Origin of the sequence: Pseudoalteromonas sp. SCSIO 43088 (assembly GCF_023650795.1) — a bacterium.
Taxonomy (GTDB): domain Bacteria; phylum Pseudomonadota; class Gammaproteobacteria; order Enterobacterales; family Alteromonadaceae; genus Pseudoalteromonas; species Pseudoalteromonas shioyasakiensis.
The window spans coordinates 1317640-1339080 of the sequence record NZ_CP072675.1 but is presented as its reverse complement, the minus strand read 5'-3'; the positions used below and the strand labels follow the sequence as shown (position 1 = coordinate 1339080).

At 42.3% G+C, this 21441-nt stretch carries 18 protein-coding genes and 1 other RNA gene; 4 read left to right on the top strand and 15 right to left on the bottom strand.

The window, feature by feature from the left end:
• Positions 1-70: 70 nt before the first annotated feature.
• On the top strand, positions 71-970 hold the full coding sequence (locus tag J8Z28_RS06120) for an IS5 family transposase (protein ID WP_250659373.1): 900 nt from the start codon (positions 71-73) through the stop codon (positions 968-970).
• Between the two features lie 32 nt (positions 971-1002).
• On the opposite strand, the gene J8Z28_RS06115 is transcribed toward J8Z28_RS06120, so the two are convergent.
• The 7 genes from J8Z28_RS06115 to J8Z28_RS06085 all read right to left on the bottom strand — a co-directional run bounded on the left by J8Z28_RS06115 (position 1003) and on the right by J8Z28_RS06085 (position 6506).
• Entirely contained in the window at positions 1003-1797 is a 795-nt protein-coding gene (locus J8Z28_RS06115) for a TniB family NTP-binding protein (RefSeq protein WP_250660074.1), read from the bottom strand.
• 2 nt (positions 1798-1799) lie between these two features.
• Positions 1800-2516, bottom strand: coding sequence for a Mu transposase C-terminal domain-containing protein (locus J8Z28_RS06110; RefSeq protein WP_250660073.1), 717 nt, complete (start codon positions 2514-2516; stop codon positions 1800-1802).
• Positions 2517-2586: 70 nt separating this feature from the next.
• Complete coding sequence (locus J8Z28_RS06105; protein WP_250659373.1) at positions 2587-3486, bottom strand: IS5 family transposase; 900 nt, start codon at positions 3484-3486, stop codon at positions 2587-2589.
• A gap of 65 nt (positions 3487-3551) precedes the next feature.
• On the bottom strand, positions 3552-4655 hold the full coding sequence (locus J8Z28_RS06100) for a TnsB C-terminal domain-containing protein (RefSeq protein WP_250660072.1): 1104 nt from the start codon (positions 4653-4655) through the stop codon (positions 3552-3554).
• Positions 4648-5277, bottom strand: a complete 630-nt coding sequence (locus tag J8Z28_RS06095; protein WP_250660071.1) for a TnsA endonuclease N-terminal domain-containing protein — start codon at positions 5275-5277, stop codon at positions 4648-4650. The genes J8Z28_RS06100 and J8Z28_RS06095 overlap by 8 nt, the downstream gene beginning before the upstream one ends.
• A gap of 132 nt (positions 5278-5409) precedes the next feature.
• An RNA gene (gene ffs, locus J8Z28_RS06090) (signal recognition particle sRNA small type) lies at positions 5410-5506 on the bottom strand.
• A gap of 136 nt (positions 5507-5642) precedes the next feature.
• Positions 5643-6506, bottom strand: coding sequence for a DUF3014 domain-containing protein (locus J8Z28_RS06085; protein ID WP_250660070.1), 864 nt, complete (start codon positions 6504-6506; stop codon positions 5643-5645).
• Between the two features lie 134 nt (positions 6507-6640).
• Here J8Z28_RS06085 and J8Z28_RS06080 point away from each other — a divergent pair, with 134 nt between their 5' ends.
• Positions 6641-7786, top strand: a complete 1146-nt coding sequence (locus J8Z28_RS06080) for a patatin-like phospholipase family protein (RefSeq protein WP_063706888.1) — start codon at positions 6641-6643, stop codon at positions 7784-7786.
• 7 nt (positions 7787-7793) lie between these two features.
• On the opposite strand, the gene J8Z28_RS06075 is transcribed toward J8Z28_RS06080, so the two are convergent.
• On the bottom strand, positions 7794-9767 hold the full coding sequence (locus J8Z28_RS06075; protein WP_138624638.1) for a monovalent cation:proton antiporter family protein: 1974 nt from the start codon (positions 9765-9767) through the stop codon (positions 7794-7796).
• A gap of 139 nt (positions 9768-9906) precedes the next feature.
• Here J8Z28_RS06075 and J8Z28_RS06070 point away from each other — a divergent pair, with 139 nt between their 5' ends.
• Positions 9907-10803, top strand: a complete 897-nt coding sequence (locus J8Z28_RS06070; RefSeq protein WP_105181533.1) for a GGDEF domain-containing protein — start codon at positions 9907-9909, stop codon at positions 10801-10803.
• 276 nt (positions 10804-11079) lie between these two features.
• Here the strand turns inward: J8Z28_RS06070 and J8Z28_RS06065 are convergent, their stop codons facing one another.
• Entirely contained in the window at positions 11080-12105 is a 1026-nt protein-coding gene (locus J8Z28_RS06065; protein ID WP_250659740.1) for an IS110 family RNA-guided transposase, read from the bottom strand.
• A 165-nt stretch (positions 12106-12270) separates the two neighbouring features.
• Here J8Z28_RS06065 and J8Z28_RS06060 point away from each other — a divergent pair, with 165 nt between their 5' ends.
• Positions 12271-13032 (top strand): IS5 family transposase, encoded by a 762-nt coding sequence (locus tag J8Z28_RS06060; protein WP_057788733.1) that lies wholly within the window; start codon positions 12271-12273, stop codon positions 13030-13032.
• A 40-nt stretch (positions 13033-13072) separates the two neighbouring features.
• Here J8Z28_RS06060 and J8Z28_RS06055 read toward each other — a convergent pair whose 3' ends face one another.
• The 6 genes from J8Z28_RS06055 to lpxB all read right to left on the bottom strand — a co-directional run bounded on the left by J8Z28_RS06055 (position 13073) and on the right by lpxB (position 21028).
• Positions 13073-13417, bottom strand: a complete 345-nt coding sequence (locus J8Z28_RS06055) for a hypothetical protein (RefSeq protein ID WP_105175187.1) — start codon at positions 13415-13417, stop codon at positions 13073-13075.
• Complete coding sequence (gene tilS, locus J8Z28_RS06050) at positions 13410-14720, bottom strand: tRNA lysidine(34) synthetase TilS (RefSeq protein ID WP_250660069.1); 1311 nt, start codon at positions 14718-14720, stop codon at positions 13410-13412. Before tilS ends, J8Z28_RS06055 begins: the two co-directional genes overlap by 8 nt.
• Before the next feature lie 91 nt (positions 14721-14811).
• Positions 14812-15768: an acetyl-CoA carboxylase carboxyl transferase subunit alpha gene (gene accA / locus J8Z28_RS06045; protein ID WP_054553102.1), complete on the bottom strand. Its 957-nt coding sequence runs from the start codon at positions 15766-15768 to the stop codon at positions 14812-14814.
• 16 nt (positions 15769-15784) lie between these two features.
• Complete coding sequence (gene dnaE / locus J8Z28_RS06040) at positions 15785-19276, bottom strand: DNA polymerase III subunit alpha (RefSeq protein ID WP_130166723.1); 3492 nt, start codon at positions 19274-19276, stop codon at positions 15785-15787.
• Positions 19276-19881: a ribonuclease HII gene (gene rnhB, locus J8Z28_RS06035; RefSeq protein WP_054562034.1), complete on the bottom strand. Its 606-nt coding sequence runs from the start codon at positions 19879-19881 to the stop codon at positions 19276-19278. The genes dnaE and rnhB overlap by 1 nt, the downstream gene beginning before the upstream one ends.
• A complete protein-coding gene (gene lpxB / locus J8Z28_RS06030) occupies positions 19871-21028 on the bottom strand; it encodes a lipid-A-disaccharide synthase (protein WP_054553105.1) in 1158 nt (385 codons plus the stop codon). Before lpxB ends, rnhB begins: the two co-directional genes overlap by 11 nt.
• Positions 21029-21441 lie beyond the last annotated feature (413 nt).

The window sequence follows — 21441 nt, the reverse complement described above, 5'->3', positions numbered from 1 at the left end:
CCTAAAAGTTTGAACTATCTTGCCAGCCTGTGATCAGATCATCTATATCCTACTAGCCTGTGCAACAACAATGAGCAAAATCACAAACTGGTCTCACTATAATCAAGCCCTCGTTAACCGCGGTAATATTCGCTTCTGGTTTGACGAAAAAGCAACGCGTCATTGGTATAACGAATGTACTCACGGTGGGCGTGGCCGCTCTAATCATTTCTCTGATCTTGCTATTGAAACTTGCTTAACACTCAAAGCTGTCTTTGGCTTATCGTTCAGGGCACTTCAAGGGTTCACACAATCGGTATTATCTTTGATGAAGCTTCCGCTTGAAGCCCCAACCTACAGTTGTCTGTGTAAGCGCAGTGCTGAGTTGAATATTAAATTTCGCAGTAAAGTCCGCACCACTGGATTTGTAGATATTGTAGTTGATAGCACAGGACTTAAGGTGTTTGGCGAAGGTGAATGGCATGCACAGAAGCACCACGTAAAGGCAAGAAAAAAGTGGCGAAAACTGCACCTTGCGGTGGATGCCAACACGCATGATATTGTGGGGGCGCAAATGACGCTCAGTAACGTCACCGACGGCGAGACCCTCCAAGATTTGATAAGACCATTACGTCGGCGTATAGATAGAGTGAGCGCTGATGGTGCTTATGATAGCCGCCGCTGCTATGCAGAAATAACTGAAAAAGGCGCGATACCTGTTATCCCGCCGAGAGAGAATGCACGCCTGTGGACTGATAAGCATCCACGCAATGAGGCTGTCATGTTGTGCAATAAGTTAGGAATCACACAATGGAAAAAGCTCAGTGGATATCATGTTCGCTCATTAGCAGAAACAGCGATGTACCGTTTTAAACAGTTGATGGGGGCTAAGCTAAATGCGCGTGATTACAATCGCCAACTGGTTGAAGCGATGATCAAAGTGAAGGCGCTAAATAAGATCAACACCCTTGGTCTGCCTAAATATCAGTAAGTTAAGTGAATTTGTTAGAGAGTTGCATTTGATCAACAAGGCCCCATTAATGCATAAAGTACGGCATCATCTAAAAAGTATTTTAATGTTCTAAAGCAACCTTTTGAAATTGAGAACAAAGCAAATGCTGTTGCTTGCTCACTTAAATTTGGTTTTTCGGTAAATGGCATTCGGTTGGCTAAGCCAATTATTAACTGCACAAAATACTTTGGGTTTTCTGATAATTTAAAATAAGGCAGCTGCCGCCGTACTAATAAACGCGATGACCATTGAGGCTCGTCTGCTATTTTTTCTACCCACGGCATACCTACCAAGACAATTGATACACCCGCTTCATCGTTAATGTATTTTAATCGATTAGCAATCTCGCGGCGTTTTTTACCTTGGTTGTGTTCAATTAGCTCCTGAAACTCATCAATAATTATAAGCTCTGTGCCACACGTCTTTAGGCATTTTATTAATGAAGTCGTTAACCGAGTACCATTTACTCGCAGTTTCCGCTCTGTGCTACCCGCTTGCCCTAAGTCCTTAAGAAGCTCGGCTAAAGTCGATTCTAGTGTCGGGTTACTAGGTATGCGGCTGACTAATACAGGGTGGTTCATCACACCATTAATAAATTGCGGTAAATAGCGTTCTTTATATTGTTTTATTAGTGCTGTTTTACCTGTGCCTGTATCGCCATTTAAAAGCATGCAGGGCTTTTCACCCACTAATCCATTACCTAGTCTTAACCTGTCGAAGTCGTTAAATACAGTGGTTATTATTGGGTATTCAATAAATACATCGCGAAATTCATTAAGCTTTTCTTCTTGTTTGTCGGTCAGCATAATTAAAATCCATCAAGGTCTGAGATAAAGTCATCCCAGCTGTCAGTTGGTTGCTCTTTAGGTGTAACCTTTTTGGGTTCTACTGGCTCGCTCTGAGCAATTGATTTCTGCGATTCACTATTTACATTTTGATGCTTAGCTAACGCTTTACCCCCTTTTACTTTTGAGTGTTTTGGTCCAGCTTTTAACTCTGCAATTTCTTCTTGTATTTTATTATGAATAAACATACGGGCTTTTGCTAAGCCAACATTATCAATAGAGCCCGAAATAAAATCGCGATGAATACGTATATTTATTTTGTGCTGATTCAAACTTAAATTTTGGGTGTAACCGTTTGGATCTATGCATGGCACTTTTATGTAATGCTCTAGCTTATCGAGGTAAACGTATATATAAGAGATATCATCTGGGTTTAATTTAATTAAAACTTCTTGAGATACCTTGTGGCTAAATTGCTTTCTATAGTCGGCAAGTTCAGTACTGTCGTAGCTTAAGTTTTCTAGCCTTATTCCACCTTTACGAAGCACCCGATGATTTGAAATACTCAGCACTACATCTAGCTGTTGAAGGTCGTCGTTACTAAGAACTGCTGGGGGTAACGTATTAAACCCTTGCTCCCACAACTGACTCGGTACGTAATTAAAGCGACTGTCGGCATCTTGATGGTAAACGTCTACTACCCATTTATGAAATAACTGCATAAAGGTCGTAAAACGCATGATTGCATCTTTTTTGGGATTGTATTCGGCCTTGTTGATCAAATGCAACTCTCTAACAAATTCACTTAACTTACTGATATTTAGGCAGACCAAGGGTGTTGATCTTATTTAGCGCCTTCACTTTGATCATCGCTTCAACCAGTTGGCGATTGTAATCACGCGCATTTAGCTTAGCCCCCATCAACTGTTTAAAACGGTACATCGCTGTTTCTGCTAATGAGCGAACATGATATCCACTGAGCTTTTTCCATTGTGTGATTCCTAACTTATTGCACAACATGACAGCCTCATTGCGTGGATGCTTATCAGTCCACAGGCGTGCATTCTCTCTCGGCGGGATAACAGGTATCGCGCCTTTTTCAGTTATTTCTGCATAGCAGCGGCGGCTATCATAAGCACCATCAGCGCTCACTCTATCTATACGCCGACGTAATGGTCTTATCAAATCTTGGAGGGTCTCGCCGTCGGTGACGTTACTGAGCGTCATTTGCGCCCCCACAATATCATGCGTGTTGGCATCCACCGCAAGGTGCAGTTTTCGCCACTTTTTTCTTGCCTTTACGTGGTGCTTCTGTGCATGCCATTCACCTTCGCCAAACACCTTAAGTCCTGTGCTATCAACTACAATATCTACAAATCCAGTGGTGCGGACTTTACTGCGAAATTTAATATTCAACTCAGCACTGCGCTTACACAGACAACTGTAGGTTGGGGCTTCAAGCGGAAGCTTCATCAAAGATAATACCGATTGTGTGAACCCTTGAAGTGCCCTGAACGATAAGCCAAAGACAGCTTTGAGTGTTAAGCAAGTTTCAATAGCAAGATCAGAGAAATGATTAGAGCGGCCACGCCCACCGTGAGTACATTCGTTATACCAATGACGCGTTGCTTTTTCGTCAAACCAGAAGCGAATATTACCGCGGTTAACGAGGGCTTGATTATAGTGAGACCAGTTTGTGATTTTGCTCATTGTTGTTGCACAGGCTAGTAGGATATAGATGATCTGATCACAGGCTGGCAAGATAGTTCAAACTTTTAGGAAACAACGCCATTGTATTCATGCTTTTGTAAAATGTTAGAAAAGGTTTTACCAGGAACTGGATCTAATAACTCAGTGTTAATTGTGCCGAACATGCGTTCTACAAACGGTTTTAACCAAGGTTTTGCGACAGGGTTATATTGAGTATTAATACCTATTTCTTCACAAGCTAGTTCAAGGCTATTACTCCAAAATTCAGCGCCGTTATCAACAACGAGTGTTTCAATTTTGCCAGCACACTTCCACTCATAAATTGTATCGGGGTATAGTTTTGCTACTTCACTTTTAGGTTTCATCGCATTTAGCATTGCTCGCCTTACTGCGTCGTAGCTAGGCTCACTGAAGCTGAAGTAATATCCAACGATACAATGGCTATACACATCTACTAACATGGTGAGTGTTGGCCGTCCAAGTGGGATATGCAGCTCATCATCTAATAAAATAAGATGCAGCGGTGTATGGTCAATTTCAACTTTTTCGAGTACTCGGGTTGGCCGTGTATGCCCTTCTACTTTATTAAAAGCAATATCAGCAAGTCGCTTACCATAACGAGCAATCATGACTTCATATTGTGGTAAGTTATCTATTCTGTTTTTAAACGCTTTGTATGTTAAAGGTTTTAGTGTGCTACCAACAACGCTGTCGTTTTCAATAGTCACTAAGTCTTTATAGAACTTGTAAGCCGAAGAGACAAAAGGCTTTTCTTTTACTAAGTAACGCTCAAGCGCTTTTTCAAAAAACTTATCAGTGGCTGTATCGCGATCCCTGTTACCCTTTTTTTGGTGGCTTGGTATTAGCGCCATTATATTTTTATCTGCATTGGTATAAGCGCTATACCACCTTGCAGCTGTTCTCCAACTGGGCTTCTTTTCCCCCTCAACTTCGGGCATTAATTTTAATATAGGTTCAAGATTTTTTTGTGTCCAACCGCCTTGAATATTTGCCTCAAGCCATTGAATATATTTAAGTCTAGCAAATGTTGTTGTTTTAATTTTTTCAGGGAGGACTTGTAAATCTTTGGCGTAATTTTGAGGTGGTTTGGTTTCGACTTTTGGTAATGGCTGGTTAAATTCATCATCAAACAGCCCGTCATTAAACATTGTTAGACCAAATTGCTGTTTCTATCGATATTTCATTTGTAGTTAAGTCGGCAAATAACTGCCCTAATGATAATAAGCGTAGCACTGTAGCAAGTAGTTCACCGGCAGTTACTTTTAAAAAGCTAACTAACTGACCCACTTTAATAGAGTCGTATTGCTTAACAAGCTTTAGCACCGATGTTTGCAGCTCTGTTAAAGACTGAAAACCAGAGTAGCGATGCAACAGCTTTAAGTTATTGAGTGTTGGATATACACGGATCTGCTTATCTGTAACCAGTATTAAATCGCGCCCACCTTGCTTAGCTATGGTTTGCTTTTCAATAAAGCGTGCACGAAAGTCTTCGTCAGCAATTTTGCTTTGTGGTTTTACTTCTATATATTTTTGCGTGCCGTCTGTGTGGGTAAGTAAAAAGTCAGGTGTGTAACGGCAAGTACGGTTATCAAACTCATATTCGTAACCTAGTGGCTGTGCTTCAAATGCGGCTATTGATGGTGAAAATTCAAAATGAAAACAAGCATCAAACTCTAAAGAGGATTCAACTAAACAGGTAGATTTATTTTTTTGACTAGCAAATTTATGGAGGTTTTTAACACGAGAGTGTTTGAGTTTTCTTCTGTGCATGTGAGTCAACCATATAACCGTTTGGTTAAATACTAGACTATGCCACCTTATACTTCCAATTTATGCCATCTTTTAGTACAAATATGTCAACTTATACTTCAAACAACACCCAAAGAAGATTTTGGGTGGCAGTCTTACCAGCCACATCTCGGCACACACGTCACACGCTGTGGCTGCTCCCTTCCGGGCCTGACCAGGTTCACCTGCTAGTGTTGCGAGAGGACCAATAAGACTACCATTGAGGGCCTTGTTTGGCGCGGGAGGGATTATCTCTACTTTTAGCCTGTTATTCAAGGGGTATTCGAAAAAGAAAGTGCGATTGCATACTTGGTATACAATCGCACTGTCATTAAGGGGGTTATTGCTTACTTTTCAAGTTCAGCTTTAATGTTGCGCAGCGCAGCTTTCACTTTTTTCATATTTTCTGGACCCATACGCAGCAATTGTTTTTGCGCATCAGGTAGACTTTCCCACTCTGAGTAAGCATATTGATACGTAACTGAGTTACGAATAAGCGGCATATCACCTTTTGGCTCAGGTGTATCAAGCAGTACGTCGATCGCCTCTTCTAGCGTGCCTGTGAATGCATCACCTTCGTAGCCAATTTCTGCATAAGCTTCGTTGATAAGTGGTTTGTATTCATCGTACATACGAATAACTTGAGCAGCGCTTAGGCTAGTAAATAGTTTTACGTACGGCGTGTAACGCTCATAGCTATTTGGGTCGATTGTTAAGATATCGCCCTCAATAACTTTAAACGACTCTTTAGGACGCTCAACAGGGGCATGGCTTAATGCCACTTTACCTTTTGCAATGTTATCAACATACACAACACCACGACGAATAAGATCATCGGTCACCATTAAGCTCATCACTTGGTCGCTTAGTACTTCATCCATACGCGCAATCACCACATCATCGCTTTCATTTAACGTTGGTAGTGGCTCAACGTCTGGAACTGGCTCTGGAGTACGCTCTGGTGCAGTATCTACAACAACGGGCTCTGGCTCAGGCTCTGTCACTTCAGGTTCTGGTTCAGGCTCTTGATACTCAACAACTGGCGCTTGTTCGCTAACAATGTCTTCTACAACTTGAACTGGTTTATCTTCGGGTTTCAATAAAATAAACGCTGCTACACCAGCTACAAGGAGAAGAATAACCACCGCAAAAATCAGGTTGTTATTTGATGAACCCTTTTGTACTTCAGGTTCTGACGAATGCTCTGACATAGACACTCCCTTAAAATAAAACAGATAAAAAATACGAAAAAAACATTTAGCCTTGAGCTAATCTTTGCTTCTTCTAGCTTAAAGACTTACAGTTGATAAATAAAGTAAAGACGCACAAGTATTTAAATGCAACCATGAGCAGTAAGTTAAAAAAAACACAGCACTCTAAAATCGCTTTATTACTAACAGGTGGTGGCGCGCGAGCGGCTTATCAAGTTGGTGTACTTAAAGCGATAACGCAAAGCATGCCTCGCACAGCACCGCTGCCCTTTACTATTATTAATGGGACATCAGCTGGCGCAATTAATTCCGCTGCGTTAGCATGTTATGCATCGTGTGCGCATTTAGCATGCAAAAAACTTGAATGGGTGTGGAAGAATTTTTCGACTTCTCAGGTTTATAAAAGCGACTTTTTAAGTGTGTTTTTGCATATTACTCGCAATATGCTCACGAGCTTTCAATCTGAACATATTAATCACCCACCAGCGAGTTTGCTGAACAATAAACCGCTGCGAAAACTGCTGCACGAAATACTCGATTTATCGCGTATTGAACGGAATTTACATAAAAACTACCTAGATGCAGTCTCGATTACTGCTTCGAGCTATACCACGGGTGACTCTGTGGCCTTTTTTCAGTCACTGACACAAAAGCCCTGGCGCAGAGCAAAACGTGAGGGGCAAGCAACTCGCATTAATGTTGATCACCTAATGGCATCCAGCGCTATTCCTATGGTGTTTCCAAGTGTGAATGTTTATAACCACTATTTTGGCGACGGCTCTATTCACCAACTTTCACCACTGAGCCCGTCGGTACACTTAGGTGCTGAAAAAATCTTTATTATTGGTGTTGATGAACCAAAAGAATTGCACCCACCGGGTTATCAGCCTCATTACCCGGGTCTTTCTAATATTGCTGGTCACTTACTCGATAGCGTCTTTACCGACACGCTACAGTCTGATTTAGAGCGCTTACAGCGTATCAATCGCACACTGAGCCTGTTACCTGCCCGCGACAAACACCAAGAGTTAAAACAAATCGAAACTTGCGTGATCAACCCATCGCAAAACTTTAATGCAATTGCTGCTCAGTTTTATGACGATATGCCCATGGCAATCAAACTGTTATTGCGCATGATCGGTGTGAAAAAACGTTCACAATCAAGTTTAACGAGCTACTTACTGTTCGAAAAACGTTATACCCAAAAGCTAATAGAAATTGGTTACCAAGACGGCCTCAAAAAATTACCTGAAATTCGTAAGTTTTTAGAGCTGGAGTAACTTATTGTTACTCCATACCATCGAGTAAAAACCGCTCGACCCGCTCTACTCGCCGGGGTTTACCTTGCAACACTAAAATATCACCTGCCAATAAAATTGTTTGTGATGAAGGCGCGTCAATTTCGCGGTCTTGTCGGCGCAGCGCTCTAACCGACACACGGCGCTGCTCAAGCTTAAGCTCACTAATTTTCTGATTTACCGCATAAGCGTGTTCTGGCAGCGCTATAACATGTAAATACTCAAGCCTGTCTGAACTTGCCTCTTCGCCATCAAGTTTATCGCCAGTGAAAAAGCCATTTAAAAACTTATAACGGTTGCGCCGCTCTTTACTTACACGGCGAATGATCCGTGTCATTGGCACGCCAGACATATACAGCACATGCGAAACCAACATTAAACTTGCTTCAAGGGTTTCTGGCACCACCTCAGTCACGCCGAGTTCTTTGAGGGTTTCAAGTTCAGTATCATCACGCATTCGTACCAGTATTTTTACTTTGGGCGCAATTTGTTTAATCGCATCAACGACTATTTGCGTTTGTTCAAAATCAGTAAAGGTAATAATGACTAGCCTTGCCCGCTCTACGCCCGCTGATTTTAAAATATCTTTTTGATTTACGTGGCCAAATATCACTGGCTCACCGGCCGCTTTTGCTTCTTGTAATAAGATGGGGTTGCTCTCAACGGCGACGTATTCGATTGCTTCTGGCTTTAAAAAGCGCGCAACAGTTTGCCCAACCCGTGAAAAACCACAAATAACGACATGATTTTGATACAAGGGACTACTAGTAGCAGGCTGTTGCCAATACTGCCCAGCATGGCTTAAAAGGCCGAGTTTTTTAAGAATGAGCGGTGTTTTCTCGATAAGATAAGGCGTTAGCGCCATTGAAAGTACGCCAACTGCAATTAAAAACGAAGCTTGCTCTGAGCTTATCAACAAGTGCTGCGAAGCAAGTGCAATTAAAACAAAGCCAAATTCCCCCATTTGCCAAAGCATAATGCCCGCCGATACGGCATCTTGCTTACGCTCCCCCATCACTTGCGCCGCAATCGCGAGCACCGCAATTTTAAATAGCAATAAGCCAACTAATACGATGATGATCCAATACCAGCTATTAAGCACATAAAGCACATCTAGCTGCATACCGACGGTCACAAAGAATAGCCCCATTAATATGTCGCGAAACGGTCTAATGTCGGCTTCTAGTTGGTGACGATAATGACTTTCACCTAACATCATGCCGGCTAAGAATGCGCCTAACGCCATCGATAAGCCAAATAGGTAAGTCAAGCCTGCGGCAAACAAGGCAACCAATAAAGTCGTTAGCATAAATAGCTCATCGGTTCTTACCAGCGCTATTTCACTAAATACTTTAGGCAAAATCCATTTACCTATACCAAACAATAAAACACACACTAAAGCGCCTTTAGTAAGTGCAAAAGCCAGTGCGCCGACAATTTCTTCAGAGCCACTTTGAGCCAGTAAAGGATAGACAATGAGTAAAGGGACAACGGCAATATCCTGAAACAGCAATACCCCTATTGCCAATTGGCCGCGGCGCTGGTTTAAGTCTCCTGATTCTTTAAGTAACTTAACCACCACAGCCGTTGAAGACAGCGCCATTAAACTGGCAATGGTAAAACTATTTAAAAGGCTGTGCTCTAGCAGCAGTAAAATAAGCATAAATACAATGCTGGTTACCACAACCTGCAAAGAGCCAAGGCCAAATACAATATTGCGCATTGCCATTAAACGCGGCAATGAAAACTCAAGCCCTAAGCTAAACAGTAAAAAGACAATGCCAAGCTCGGCAACAAAGTGCATTTCATGACTTTGTGCCATCCAGCCAATACCATGACTCCCCGCCAGCACGCCGGTGGCAAGATAAGCAAGAATAGGTGGTAAACCAATTCGTTTGAAGAACCAAACAAATAATACGGCAGCGACGAGCAAGCCAAACACTTGAATCAGCACATTTTGCAAGCAATAAACTCCCTTCTACTTGATGATAAAGCTGTACCCTACCTTAAATATAGCAACCATCTGTTTTTCAGCCAGTTTAAAAATGTGGCACAAATCTCGCTATGTAGGAGTATCTAAACACTCCGGGGGGAGAATTATCATGGAAAATGTCCATATTTTGACGCAGCGGGTGTCTGCGCGAGGCGAGTTTCTGCCGTTTTCGGCAGAGCATTACCGAATAAGTGAACCGAATAGTCCACATGACTTGGTCGCGAGGTTACAAACCACGTTATCAATCGAAGGTATTTTGACGATTTTTGCAGAGCACGCAAAGCAATTGATCAATTTATCTGGATTACAATTCCAATCTGCACTCGGAGTGTCACAAAGCGTTGGTAGCGATACCAGTCAAACGCCGTATTCTTTTGATTTAGATATCGAAAGTGAACGACTAGGGCAGCTAATTTATTTTAGCCAATTCCCTATGGGTAAAGCGATTGAAGCGAAATTAAAACAGCTACATACAGCTTTAGTTTATCCACTGCGTAATGCACTTATGTATAACCGTGTTTTACGTTTAGCGACTAAAGATGCTTTAACCGGCTTAAATAATCGTAGTCAATTTAATGACAGCTTGGCACAAAAGCTAGAACGTTGCCGCCGTCAACATCGCCCATTTAGTTTAATGCTGCTTGATTTAGATAACTTTAAACAAGTAAACGATAACTTTGGTCATAAAATTGGCGATGATGTGCTGCAAGAATTTGCCAATGTATTACGCAGTAGTGTGCGCGGTACCGACTCAATTTTCCGCTTTGGTGGAGATGAGTTTGCATTGTTAATTGACGATCCTGAATTTACCACTAATAAAGTAATTGCCGATCGCATTATGAGCTTGGTTTCTCAATCAGGTTTGATGACACAGTATGATGTTACATCAAGTATTGGTTATACACTCGCCAATAACCAAGACTGCGAAAACGAAGTGTTTGCCCGTGCTGACAAAGGGCTTTATAAGGCAAAAGCAGCTGGAAGAAATTGCGCAAGAGCATTTTAATAAAAAGAAAGCCTAGAGCGTGTATATGGTCTCCTCCAACATTGCAAGAATAAACAATGAGTTTTGACAGGGATAGGTTTGCGTTCGTATATCCGGCTTCTTAATTGAAACACTTTGGTTTCGAGCCTCGATGAACTTCGCACATATCGTCCTTATCGTTGACACGAGTTTATCAAACTCACACGCCCTATCAGGTTTTCGATATGTCGGTTTTACCTGTTTGTCATCACTTGATGTTTATTCAGCAATCCTCTGAAGTGAACTCGTTATTCATTGTTAAGCCGTTACCAAATCATCGTTGTAACGACCGCCGTGTTTTAATATCGCCCAACCAACGCGAGCTAACTTATTGGCAAGCGCAACCGCAGCTTTGTTCCTGCCTCGCGTTTGCTCTATTCGCTTTATCCATTTTGCCAGTGGCGTATCTTTGTTCGCACTGACTCGCATAACGGCTCTGGCACCGTGTATCAATAAGGTTCTTAAATACCCATCGCCCCGTTTACTGATACCCAGTAAATTTTGTTTACCGCCGGAACTATGTTGCCTCGGAACTAAACCTATGGAAGCTGATACCGCTCGTCCATTGTTAAATTCACTGCCATTGCCCACATGTTGATAAAACGCACTGGCAATCAATGGGCCAATACCCGGAATACTCTGTAATCGAACACAGGCATCATCTTTACTTAAGTCATGGATTTTTTGAGTATAAACATCCAGATGCGCTTTAAGCTCTGACAACTTTTTATAGTGTTGTTCCAATAATTCCTTGAACAACTCACTCAACCCATTATTTGCTTCTCTATCGTATAACTCAGGCAAGGCCTTATAAACATTATGTACTCCCAATGGAATGACAATCCCATACTCATACAATAAGCCTCGTATTTCATTACTATTCGCTGTTCTGTCTCGCTCACATTTCTTGCGTAGTACATGCAGCGATTGAATATCTTGTTGGGTTTGGGTTTTTGTTCTAACAAAACGCATTTCTGGTCGCACAACAGCTTCGGCTATGGCTAATGCATCATTAAAATCTGTTTTGTTACCTCTGACATAAGCCTTTACGTGTTGAGGCGCTATTTGTTTTACCCGATGCCCCAGTTTTTCGAGCTCTCTTGCCCAGTAATGTGCACTGGCACATGACTCGACTCCAACTAGGCAATCATCTAGTTGAGCAAAATAATTCAGTATTTCTTTTCTTCTCAGGATTTTTTTCTTAACAATTTTCCCTACTTGATTACAGCAAACCACATGACTCACATTCTTTGCTAAATCTAATCCAACTGTTGTAATATTCATCTCGGTCTCCTCGCTTTATTACTTGAATCGTTCAATTCCAAGTTTGGCACATTGCGATGCCGAAAGGGAGGAGACCATTTCATCGTTGATCTTTGCGGTATAAAAAACGAACGGCAAATGAGTGCGTTATAATGGTTTCGCCAAAAAACAAAACAACGAACTCAAATGCCGAGACTAATGCTAACAGATAAAACCTGGGATTTACTATCACGAGTGATGTATTTAACGGGCCGAATTTACAAAAAACCGGAACACCGAATGACCCTTGAGGGGATTTTATATCGAATGCGAACAGGTGTTCCTTGGCGGGATGTTCCGCAGGAGTTTGGTCGCTGGAGTAAGATATTCAGACGTTTCAACCTGTGGTCACGCAAAGGCGTGATGGCTGAAATATTTAAATTTCTCAGCTCTTTACATGACCCAGAGTGGGTTTTTATTGACGGTAGTATTGTCAAAGCTCATCAAGACTGCACAACTATTCGTAACAGCCAAAATGAAGCAATTGGCAGCAGCCGGGGTGGTAAAACGACAAAAATCCACTTAGCTGTTGATAGCGGCGGTTTACCAATTCACTTTGAAATATCAGGTGGCCACGTGAATGATATCGTTCATGGCGAATCACTACTTGATGGCATATCGGGTACAGCAATCGTTGCCGCCGATAAAGGATACGATAGCGAAACGCTAAGAGAATTTATTCGTTGCAGAGGCGCAAAACCCGTTATACCACGGCGAATTAATAACAAGACGGGTAACCACGATATCGATTGGAGCATGTATCACTTGAGGCATTTGGTTGAAAATGCGTTTATGAACATTAAAAAATATAGAGCCATATCAACACGATATGATAAGTTGGCGAGAAATTACCAAGCGATGGTAGCCCTTGCATTTAGCATGATGTGGCTACCAATGTGGGTTGATTGAAAAGTGAACAGCAAAGATCAACACGCTCTAGCATCCCCCGCTAGGCTTTTTTATTCATAAATTTATAACCAAGTAATACCAACCAAAAACCACAGAAAAAGCCACTTAGTAAGTAAAGTAAGGCAGCCATGGTGGTAAGGGGCGATACCATCACTAATGCCAAAGGCGTTAGCACGCCCAATATAAAGAAAATACCGCCTTTACCAGACCAGTAACCGAGTAGCAATAACGAGCAAACAAGGCCGCCAGCAAGCGCATAAAAAAGTGTGTTTATTGTCAGTTCTGTATAAGCAAAACCAGCAATAACAGCCACTAACACCGACAGCAAAAAGCCAAGTGGTGCTTTATTAACTAGTGATAAACCAACATGTGGTTGTTCACTCATAAAGTGTCTCCCATAGGATTCCATCATCAACACTGTGCTGCTCACTAACAAAGTAGCCAACAACTTGCACAAGTTTATCGTTATAAAAAATAAGTGGTGTCTGCGCACGTAACCAAGGAGCTACTTTGGCATCTTTAAACCAATGCTTTAAGGTGTTTGAGCCTGGTTTATGCAATGGTTTGATACGCGCTTGCGGCCTATTAAATTCAACCCGTACCTGCTCATCCTGCCGTGGCTTTCTAATACCCTTGCCCTGTTTCACGGCTAGCGTTCGGCCATCTGTCAGTACAATGCTCTGCAAAGTTATATCCATCGCCTCAGGTATTGCCTGCTCTTTCACAAAGTACCAATGCTGCTGATGACGACGAACATCACCGCTTTGCAGACAAATTTTTAGCTGGGCATCGGCTTTGGCCGTTAAACCTTGCTCAATAATTTGCTGTAGCTGATTTTCTGAAGGCAGTTGATGGGTAAACTGATTCAGCCACGCACGCACAAGGTTTGCTTGTCTAGGCTGGCTAAAGGGCGCAATTGCCAGGCAACTTAACCCACCCTGCGCATTTTGACACTGTGCAAGGTCACTTTGCGTATATTCATCGAGCAGTGATTGCTGCTTTTGTAACAGCCGAATACTGCGCGCTGCACTTTTTTCAAACCCTTGAAAACGCTCCGTTAAAATGGGCAGAACCTGATGACGTAAAAAATTGCGGTCAAAGCGCTCATCAACATTTGAATCATCGGTGATATGGGTAATAGCAAATTCACTGGCAAATTGTTCAATTTGCTCACGAGTGATATTAATCAGCGGTCTAAAACATACACGCCCAGACGCTAACAATCGCGTTTGTGGCATCGATGCTAAACCCTGCAAGCCAGAACCACGCTTTAGACGAAGTAAGAAGGTCTCAAGTTGATCATTTAAGTGCTGACCAAGCAGTATTACACTACCTGGTATACAGTTTTCGTCTAGTGCTTGGTAACGAGCCTCTCTTGCTTGTGCCTCAAGTGATGTACGCGAGCGCTCATAAATTTCAACATGCACCGCTTTAAATGCGACATCGAGCTCTTCACACAGCGATTGGCAAAACCCCTGCCACTTATCAGCATACTTGCTCAAACCATGATTAACATACACAGCTTCAATTTTAAGTTCTGAGTGCTGCTGTTGAGCTTGTTTTATTAAATGTAACAATACAACCGAATCAACACCGCCAGATAAGGCAACGCTAAAGCTACTTTGCTGAGCGTTCAGTAAAGGCTGCAATTGTGCTAAAAAATGGTGGTATAAATCTGATGTTTGCATTTAAAACCAATGAGTATACAAGCGTCTTTGTTATCGGCATTATAAAACAAAAAAAGCCGCAAAAGCGGCTTTTTTCAATTTTAAGCTGTGTTTAGCAATAGCCAAACGACATTAAACGTTTGTAACGCTGATCAAGCATTTCATCTAGTGAAAGGCCTTGTAAGTCAGCTAGGTCACGCTTAAGTTGGTTTTTAAGGTTACGCGCCATCGCATCGTAATTACGATGTGCGCCACCAAGTGGCTCATCAATTACGTTGTTGATTAAATCAAGCTCTTTAACACGTGCAGCTGTTACACCCATGGCTTCTGCAGCTAATGGTGCCTTGTCTGCGCTTTTCCATAAGATTGATGCACAACCTTCTGGCGAAATTACAGAGTAAGTGCTGTATTGCAACATGTTAACGCGGTCGCCCACACCAATTGCTAATGCACCACCAGAACCACCTTCACCGATAACAGTACAGATAGTTGGTACTTTTAACGCAGCCATAACTTTAAGGTTACGCGCAATTGCTTCACTTTGACCACGCTCTTCAGCGCCAACACCTGGGTATGCACCTGGGGTGTCGATAAAAGTCATGATTGGCATTTTGAAGCGCTCAGCCATTTCCATTAAGCGTAATGCTTTACGGTAACCTTCTGGCTTTGGCATACCAAAGTTGCGTTTAATTTTTTCAGCCGTGTCACGCCCTTTTTGTTGGCCAATAACCATCACTGGTTGACCTTCAAAACGTGCAACACCACCTAAAATAGCTGGATCGTTAGCAAAAGTACGGTCGCCTGCTAGTTCGTCAAATTCCGTGAAAATGCGCTCGATGTAATCACGAGTATAAGGACGCAACGGATGACGGGCTAACTGAGAAACCTGCCAAGCACCTAATTCAGAGAAAATTTTCTCTTTCATTTCAGCACTTTTCTCTTTTAATCGACTGACTTCCTCTTCTAATCCAAGGTCTAATTCGCCAGCGCGGCTTACATTTTGTAATTCTTCAATTTTTGCTTCTAATTCTGCGATTGGAAGCTCAAAATCAAGATAATTGAGGCTCATGCTCTAAACTACCTAATTAATTAAATTCTAGTTCTACATCTTGCGCCGCCATCAGCGATAACTTATGAATTAAGTCATCACTCGGCGTAACACACCATTCGGTTCCTAAGGTAATCTCAGCCAACGCATCCGGACGTTGATAGAATACTTTAATAGGACAAGTACCAAACTTATAAGGTTCCAGTACTTTTTGTAAATTATCGAAGAAGTTCGCCTCGATCTGCACCATATTCAAGGTCATTTTAATCGCTTTTATACGTTTTTCTCGCGCCTCAGCGATGGTGCATATGTCTCTAGCGGTCATTGTAATGCCACCAGAGAAGTTATCAAAGCTGACCTGTCCAGATATTACCAAGATATTGTTTACTTGCAGCAAATCTTGGTACATTTCAAACTGTTCTGGGAATAAGCGTACATCAATACGGGCACTCTTGTCATCTAAAGTTACAAGACCCCATCGATTTCCCTTTTTGTTTATCAAGGTACGGGCAGAAATCACTAAGCCTGCAGCCGTTGACTGCACATCGCGGTTAGTGGGTTGTAAATCGACCAGCCTTCCTGATGTATAATGCTTTAACTCTTTACGATACTGATTAATTGGGTGGCCAGTTAAATACAGACCTAAAGTTTCTTTCTCACCATCTAGCCACTCATTGTCGGTTAAATCTGTGGCTTTGATAAATGCTTGTTCAACTTCATCTGGCTCTGTGGCAAGTAATCCAAATAAATCTGCCTGCCCTAATGACTCAGCCTTATGATGCTGATCGGCCGCTCGCATAGCATCTTTTAAGCTTGCTAATAAGGTTGCACGGCCAGGTTGGGTTTTATCTGGGCCAAGTTGATCGAGCGCTCCGGCATAAATGAGCTTTTCAACAACTCGCTTGTTTAAACGCTTTAAGTCAACACGGGCACAAAAATCAAATAAGTCCTTAAACGGGCCACCTTCGCTACGGGCTTCTAAAATAGCTTCAACAGGCGCCTCACCAACCCCTTTAATGGCACCGATACCGTAAACAATTTCACCTTGTAGATTAACCGTAAACTTGTACTCACCGGCATTTACATCTGGCGGTAACAAGGTCAGTTTCATGTTTTCACATTCATCTACCAAGGTAACAATTTTATCGGTGTTATCCATATCCGCCGACATTACCGCAGCCATAAACTCTGCTGGGTAGTGGGTTTTCATCCACAACGTTTGGTACGATACTAAGGCATAAGCAGCTGAGTGAGATTTGTTAAAACCATAACCTGCGAACTTCTCTACCAAGTCGAAGATTTTCATTGCAAGTTCGCCGTCAACTCCGTTATTAACAGCACCTTCTTCGAAGGTTGAACGTTGCTTTGCCATCTCCTCTGGTTTTTTCTTACCCATCGCACGACGCAGCATGTCAGCGCCACCTAGCGTATAACCAGCCAGTACCTGCGCAATCTGCATTACCTGTTCTTGATAAAGAATGATACCGTAGGTCGGTTCTAGAATGGGTATCAAGCTATCGTGTTGCCACTGCACATCTGGGTAAGATAACTCTTCGCGGCCGTGCTTACGGTCGATAAAGTTATCTACCATGCCTGATTGCAATGGACCAGGGCGGAATAGTGCTACCAGTGCGATCATATCTTCGAAGCAGTCGGGCTTTAGACGACGAATAAGGTCTTTCATACCACGAGATTCTAACTGGAATACCGCGGTGGTTTCGGCGCGTAGCAGTAACTCAATACTTGGCTTATCATCAAGTGGAATAGCGTTGATATCAACTGGCTCTTTACCCTCTCGGGCTAAGCGCTCGTTAGTCATATCAATTGCCCATTGCAAGATGGTAAGTGTTCTTAGACCTAAGAAGTCAAACTTAACTAAACCCGCCGTCTCAACGTCGTTTTTATCAAATTGCGTTACCGGGAATTTACCCTCATCATCACAATAAAGGGCTGCAAAGTCAGTGATAGTGGTTGGTGATATTACAACACCACCAGCGTGTTTACCGGCGTTACGTGTACAGCCTTCAAGGATGCGACACATATCAATAAGCTCTTTGACCTCTTCATCACCGTCGTAGGCTTCTTGTAAACGAGGCTCAACATCAAACGCTTTAGCCAAGGTCATACCCGGATCGCCCGGTACTAGTTTAGAAATACGATCAACAAAGCCGTAAGGGTGACCAAGTACACGGCCTACGTCACGGATAACCGCTTTTGCAGCCATGGTACCAAAGGTGATGATCTGAGATACCGCGTCACGACCATAAAGTGCCGCTACGTGATCAATTACCTCATCACGCCTATCCATACAGAAATCGACGTCGAAATCGGGCATTGAGATACGTTCTGGGTTCAAGAAACGTTCGAATAGTAAGTCAAATTCAAGCGGATCAAGGTCGGTGATCTTCAGTGCATAAGCAACCAATGAACCGGCACCAGAACCACGCCCTGGACCTACCGGAATATTGTTATCTTTACTCCACTGAATGAACTCCATTACGATCAAGAAGTAACCCGGGAAACCCATTTGGTTGATTACGTCGAGCTCTATTTTCAGACGCTCATCATACTCGCCACGTTTCTCTTTACGCTCTTGCTCATCTGGGAATAAAAACTGTAAACGCTCTTCAAGGCCATCTTCAGAGACCTTAACCAAGAAGTCTTCAATTTTCAGCGAACCGGTTGGGTAATCTGGTAAGAAGTAAGTCCCGAGCTGTACGGTCACATTACAGCGCTTAGCAATTTCAACGGTGTTTTCTAACGCTTCAGGAATATCGCTAAATAGCTCAGCCATTTGCTCTGCTGTTTTAAGATATTGCTGCTCAGAAAAACGTTTTGGTCTACGTTTATCTTCTAAGGTGTAACCGTCATGGATTGCTACGCGGATTTCATGGGCTTCAAAGTTTTCTGGTTTTAAAAACACCACTTCGTTCGTTGCCACTACAGGTAACTGCTCTTTTGTGGCAAGCTCAACAGCTAGGTGTAAATAATCTTCTTCTAAAGCACGCTCAGTACGAATAAGCTCAATGTAATAATGATCGCTAAAATGTTGCTTATAAAAGCTAACGACCGATTCAATAAGCCCAGGGTTACCTTTTAATAGGGCTTTACCTAAGTCGCCATCTTTAGCGCCAGATAATAAAATCAGGCCATTTTTGTGCTCCACCAGCCATTCACGGTCAACCACAGGGCGGTGAAATAGATGTCCACGCTGGTACGCTTTAGAGATCAATAAAGTAAGGTTTTTATAACCTTCGTTATCTTTCGCTAAGATGGTAATTCGGCTAGGTTCATCTTCAAATTCAGGGCTTCTTAACCAAAAGTCTGCGCCGACAATAGGCTTAATACCAGCGCCATGGGCAGCGCCATAAAAACGCACCAAACCACATAAGTTCATCTGATCGGTGATAGCCAACGCAGGCATTTGCAGCTCTTCTGCTTTAGCGACAATTGGCTTAGTTTTAGCTAGGCCATCCACCATTGAGAAATCTGAGTGAACACGTAAGTGAACAAATTGTGGCGCAGGCATTACAGTTGCTCTCCTTTTAACGCCAAAATGCGCTGAACAGGTTTAAAGCTTTTACGATGCTCTGCAATAGCACCGTATTGTTCAAGTGCTGCAAAGTGTGCTTTAGTTGGGTAACCTTTATGGCCTGCAAAACCATAGTCAGGGTAACGCTTATCAAGCTCAATCATTTCTTCGTCACGAGCAACTTTCGCTAAAATAGATGCTGCTGAAATCTCTTCAACTAGGCTATCGCCTTTTACTACCGCCTGTGCTGGCACAGTTAATTGGCTAGGCACACGGTTACCATCAATAAAGACAAACTCAGGCTTTACGCTTAAGCCTTCAACCGCGCGGCTCATCGCGAGCATAGTGGCATGCAAAATATTTAACTCATCAATCTCGCTTGGACTACAACGACCAATAGCATAGCAAAGGGCTTTTTCTTTTATTTCTGCAGCTAATAATTGACGTTTTTTGTCTGATAACTTTTTAGAATCTGCTAACCCTGCAATAGGCTTATTTGGGTCCAATATTACCGCAGCGGTAACAACATCACCCACTAATGGGCCACGGCCAACTTCATCTACACCAGCAATATAATTAACATTCGGTCGTTCAATTTGCATTTAGTAACTCCGCGACTGCTGCTGCAGCTTGTTCATTGGCATTTAATCTAATGTTTTTATGTATGGCTAAAAAGCGCGCTTTTAGTTCGCTGTTATCGGTATTCAACATAGGTGTTAGCGCAGCCGATAGGTTTTCAACATTACATTCAGTTTGTAAGTATTCTGGAACGAGTTCTTCATCGGCTAATAAATTAGGCAACGAGAAATACTTAATGTTAAAAGTAAATAAGGTTTTGAAAATCCAGTAACTCAGTGGCTTAATTTTGTAGCCCACAACCATCGGCTTTTTGTACAGCATACCTTCAAGCGTTGCGGTTCCTGAGGCAAGTAAAATGGCATCAGCCGCTTGCATTGCAAGGTTTGACTGACCATCCAATAATTGCAGTTTTAGATCAGGGGCTGTTTTTTCTAAAATTTCACAAAACTGTGCTTTTCGTTTTTCATTGACTAACGGAACCACAATTTTAAGGTCAGGGTTTTGCGCTTGCAATTTAGCCGCTGTTTCAATGTAGGTTTCGCTTAAAAGCCCTACTTCAGAACCTCGGCTACCTGGTAACAACGCAAGTACTTTATCAGTTTGTGCTAAACCTAGTTGGTTACGAGCCTCGGTTTGGTCGTGCTCAAGGGCAATATCATCAGCCAAAGTATGACCCACAAAGGTACAAGGTACATCGTGCTTATCGTAAAAGGCTTTTTCGAACGGTAATAATGCCAGCACTAAATTAGTGGCGGCACTGATTTTATGAATACGTTTTTCGCGCCACGCCCACACTGATGGGCTAACATATTGTACTGTTTTAATACCCGCCTCTTTTAACGGTTTTTCGACACGTAAGTTAAAGTCAGGGGCATCGATACCAATAAATACATCTGGTGGGTTGTCGATAAAATGCTGCACCAATTGTTTGCGTATTTTTAGTAGGCGCGGTAATCGGCCTAGTACTTCAACTAGGCCCATTACAGATAATTCGTCCATATCGAATAATGTTTTACAGCCAGCCGCTTGCATACGCGGGCCTGCAATCCCTTCAAATATGGCATCCGGAAAACGGCGTTTAAGTGCTTTTACTAGCCCTTCACCTAAAATATCACCTGATAACTCACCTGCCACCAAGGCAATACGTAACGGCTTTGTTTGTTCTTTCATTCGTTGATAATTCGCAACTTTTGGCACTAATAAAAACGAGTTTACCGTGTTTTAGCAGTCGGATAAATGTCACAGAGTTAATAAATACTAGAAATCGAAATTAGCCTGCCTACTTGCTCATTGGTTGAGCATTTATTTGCGCGTGTAGCCTGCAGGTTTACTCGCTACTATCTAAAAAGAGCTTAAAAAAGAATAAAATAAGCCATAGCAAAACGGCTTTTTATAACGATTAAATATTTGAAACTTTAGAGCTTTATCTCTAATCTGTAGAAAAGGTGAGCAGGATTAATTCATCTTTATTTCGTATTTTCCTATTGACTAAAATGAATACAGGTTTAATATTTGCAAAGTTTCAATAATTACTGAAACTTCATAATCAATATTTGTCGTGTCTACCGCACCCGCTAACAAGG